Annotated in this window: 4 protein-coding genes and 1 pseudogene; 1 reads left to right on the top strand and 4 read right to left on the bottom strand. The window is 67.2% G+C overall.

The genetic code is table 11. The annotated features are described in order from the left end of the window. Window positions 1-132: 132 nt before the first annotated feature. Window positions 133-411 carry a DUF6247 family protein gene (locus tag U9980_RS11440; RefSeq protein WP_322767893.1) on the top strand — a complete coding sequence of 93 codons (279 nt, stop codon included), beginning with the start codon at window positions 133-135 and terminating at the stop codon, window positions 409-411. A gap of 596 nt (window positions 412-1,007) precedes the next feature. Here the strand turns inward: U9980_RS11440 and rdgB are convergent. The 4 genes and pseudogenes from rdgB to U9980_RS11420 all read right to left on the bottom strand — a co-directional run. Next, window positions 1,008-1,625, bottom strand: coding sequence for an RdgB/HAM1 family non-canonical purine NTP pyrophosphatase (rdgB, locus tag U9980_RS11435; RefSeq protein WP_322751686.1), 618 nt, complete (start codon window positions 1,623-1,625; stop codon window positions 1,008-1,010). 42 nt (window positions 1,626-1,667) lie between these two features. Beyond that, window positions 1,668-2,426, bottom strand: a complete 759-nt coding sequence (gene rph, locus U9980_RS11430) for a ribonuclease PH (protein WP_322755256.1) — start codon at window positions 2,424-2,426, stop codon at window positions 1,668-1,670. Between the two features lie 156 nt (window positions 2,427-2,582). Further along, on the bottom strand, window positions 2,583-3,329 hold the full coding sequence (locus U9980_RS11425; RefSeq protein ID WP_322750943.1) for an MBL fold metallo-hydrolase: 747 nt from the start codon (window positions 3,327-3,329) through the stop codon (window positions 2,583-2,585). A gap of 68 nt (window positions 3,330-3,397) precedes the next feature. Next, window positions 3,398-3,730: pseudogene (locus U9980_RS11420) on the bottom strand (hypothetical protein); the annotation flags it as partial.

Raw genomic sequence — 3,730 nt, 5'->3', positions numbered from 1 at the left:
CACGAGCACTTACCGTTACGAGCACTTACCGTTACGAGCACTTACCGTTACGATGGACCTGCCGTCAGGACAGAGCAGCACGCAACGATGCCCCCGCCTTCGGTCCCGACAGCAGGACGAGACAATGGGACCATGGCTGACGCGGACGTGACGACCCCGCTGTACGGGATGCGGATCCGGGTGGACAAGACCGGGCCGGGGGTCCATGCCGCGCTCGATCCGGAACGCCGGGCTGAGTTCGAGGCGGAATTTCGCAGCGCATTGGCGCACGCCGACGACCAGTTTGATCTGGATGCCGTCCAGGATGTGGTCGAACGATGGTGGCCGGCGGCGGTACTGTGCGCGAATCCGGAGGACGCCGATGAAGCGCTACACGGTGCGATGGGTGACGTACGCCAGCGAACAGCGTGATGCATTACACGATACGTGATGCATTGCACGATAGAGGAACGCTGGCGCACCATCACCGTCCTGCGGGTCCGCTGGCTCGGCTGACACCGCCACGGGCCTGACAGGCTTTTCGCACGCCGGCACGGGACCAGGACCGCTACCGGAGCCGCCGGACGGCAGACGCCGGACTGGCGCTCCCCTTCCCACGCGCCGACGGTGCCTGGCGCGCCAAGGCCAGCGCACCCATCACTCGAATCAGCAGCCACCGAGGGTGATCGAGGACGCGACTGGGGTGTCACGAGTCGGGGACGGATGGGAACGACCCGGACACCTCAGCCGCGTCCTTAACCTACCCTGCCGATAGCAAATAGTCACTGATCGATTACAGGTGGTTCTAGCTTACACGGCGATTGGCCTCCATGTACCCGTTTTGGCGTGGTCTATCGCAATGTATTTTGCCGGAATTCGCCGTCGTCCGCGCAACACCGGGAGGTCAATCACGGAACGTGACCAAACGCCCGATAGGAGATCTCCACGTGGAACGCTCCGGACATGTCCGACCGCTCCCCGGACACGGGCCGGAGCCGACCAGGCGGGCGCAGACCAGGCGGGCGCGGTCAGATACCGAGCCGCGCCCGCAGGACACCCGCGAGCTCTCCGAAGGCCCGCCCCCGGTGACTGATCGAGTCCTTTTCGGCCGGGCTGAGCTCCGCACTCGTCCGGTCCTCGCCGTCAGCCAGGAACAGCGGGTCGTAGCCGAAACCGCCGGTCCCGCGCGGCCCGGTCAGCAGCCGTCCGCGCATCTCGCCGTGCACGACCTGTTCGGTGCCGTCCGGGGTCACCAGGGCCGCCGCGCACACGAACCCCGCGCCGCGCCGCGCCGCGGGCACGTCGGCCAACTGGGCGAGCACGAGCGCATTGTTGGCGGCGTCACGCTCGGCCGCGGACACCCCAGACAGCAACCCGGCCCACCGCGCGGACAGTACCCCGGGCATCCCGTTGAGGGCGTCGACCGCAAGCCCTGAATCGTCCGCCACGGCGGGCAGACCGGTGACCCGCACGGCGTCCCGCGCCTTGATCAGCGCGTTCTCGGCGAAGGTTGCCCCGGTCTCCGCCACATCCGGGCCGTCGGGCAGTGCCAGCAACTCGACGCTGAGCCCCGCAGCCGCCAGAATGCGGCGCAGCTCGACGAGCTTGGCGCCGTTGCGGCTCGCCAGCACGACGCGCGTGGACACGACCCCACGCACCGCACGATCGTCATTGGAGGCCATCAGCGATCACCGGGGCGAGGGCCGGGTCGCCGACCGTGGCCCACCTGAGGGCACCGGACGCACCCCGGCAAGGGCCGCCCGCTGAATCTCGGTCAGTCGCGCGCATCCCTGGGCGCCCAGATCAAGCAGCCGGTCGAGCATGACCCGGTCGAACGGCACACCCTCCGCCGTTCCCTGGACCTCGACGAAGCCACCGTCGCCGGTGCAGACCACGTTCATGTCGGTGTCAGCGCCGGCATCCTCATCGTAGGCGAGGTCCAGCATCGGCTCACCGGCAACCACGCCGACGCTCACCGCCGCCACGCTGCGGATCATCGCATCCGGACGGCCCAACCATGCGCACGCGTCCGACAAAGCCAGGTAGGCGCCAGTGATGGACGCGGTGCGGGTGCCGCCGTCGGCCACCAGAACGTCGCAGTCGATCGCGATCGTATTCTCTCCGAGCAGCTTGAGGTCGATGCTGACGCGCAGGCTGCGGCCGATCAGCCGAGAGATTTCATGGGTGCGGCCACCGATGCGACCCCGCACCGCTTCGCGATCATTGCGGGTATTCGTCGCCCGCGGCAACATCGCGTATTCCGCGGTCACCCAGCCCAGGCCGCTGCCCTTGCGCCAACGCGGTACGCCCTCGGTGACCGAGGCGGCGCACAACACCCGCGTCCGCCCGAACTCGATCAATGCGGAGCCCTCTGGATGGTCCTGCCAACCACGAGTGATCACTACTGGCCGAAGTTCGTCGAATGTCCTGCCGTCGGAACGCTTCACGACGATCGACCCTACCGGCAGGCGGCAAGGGGACCGCACGGCCGTCGCGCGCAGGCATCCTTGCGCTGGCTGACCCGGGCTGTGACCGCCGAGCGGCCACAACCCGCCACCAGCACCCGAAGACTCACGCATCGACCAATATCCACCGGACGGGACCTAGAGCTCGTAGACCGCTCCGGTCTCGGCGAGAGCCAGCGAGCCGTCGAAGGCACCGGCCGCTTCCTCGTGACTGCGCTGCGTGTCGCCCCACGGCACGAGGTGGGTGAGCACGAGACGTCCGACATCTGCCTTGGCGGCGTGCTCACCGGCCTCACGCCCCGACAGGTGAATGCCCGGCGGGTTGTCCGGGACATCCATGTAGGCCGCTTCGCACAGGAACAGATCAGCTTCCCGGGCCAGCTGTAGCAGCTGGTCACAGGCGCTGGTATCACCCGAGTAGGTCAGCGACCGCCCGTCGGCGGTCAACCGCATGCCGAACGCCTCGACCGGATGCGCCACCCTTTCCAGATCGATCCGGAAGGGACCCACGTTCAGGCGTCCAGGACTGATCGTCTGAAAGTCGTAGATGTCAGCCAGGGAATCATCGGGCCAACGCTCAAACGCCGCGCAGAGACGTTCCTGAGTGTTGATCGGCCCGTAGACCGGAAGCTTCGGGGGCATCCCCTCGGGATGGTACCGCCGGGCGTAGGCACTCACCACAAGATCGAGACAGTGGTCGCCGTGCAGATGCGACAGGAGTACCGCATCGACGTCCCGCAGGTCGCAGTGCCGCTGCAGTTCGCCCATCGACCCATTCCCGGCGTCCACCACCAGGCGAAAGCCGTCGGACTCGATCAGATAGGAGGAACACGCCGACCGGGGTCCCGGATAGGTACCCGAACAACCCAGCACGGTGAGCTTCATCGGGCCACCCCCGCTCCCGCCGGCACGAATCCCGCCACAACGGTCCGTGGCCGTGCACCTATACGGAGCCGGGCCGACTCCGGGTAGTCATCCTGCGCGATCTCTTTCCTGCTGCTCGTCAATGTGACGCCCTCTCCCATAAAAAAGCCGATGACGCCGGTCAACAAAGGATAACGGGTGCGACCTGGGATTATTGTGTCCACATCGACTTCCTGAAATGGCGCCAGATAAGAGCGCCCGGCAATAGGGGCGTGGATCAAGGAACGGGGCCGGGGTGCGTGCATCGCGAGGCGGCGGATGGAGCCACCCTGGTGGTGGGTGGCGACCGACGGCAACACAGCGAGGTGCGTGCCCCAGCCCCGCAACGCCGCATCCCTATTGCCGGTCGCTCTACGTCCTGG

Source organism: Protofrankia sp. Cr1 (assembly GCF_963555865.1).
Classification (GTDB): domain Bacteria; phylum Actinomycetota; class Actinomycetes; order Frankiales; family Frankiaceae; genus Protofrankia.
The sequence above is the reverse complement of the archived record's forward strand: the minus strand, read 5'-3'. Positions and strand labels throughout refer to the sequence as shown.

What these genes read in the sequence shown, in the direction of transcription:
- U9980_RS11425 (WP_322750943.1), bottom strand. Translation starts at nt 3,329, where the DNA reads ATGAAGCTCACCGTGCTGGGTTGTTCGGGTACCTATCCGGGACCCCGG.
- U9980_RS11440 (WP_322767893.1), top strand. Translation starts at nt 133, where the DNA reads ATGGCTGACGCGGACGTGACGACCCCGCTGTACGGGATGCGGATCCGG.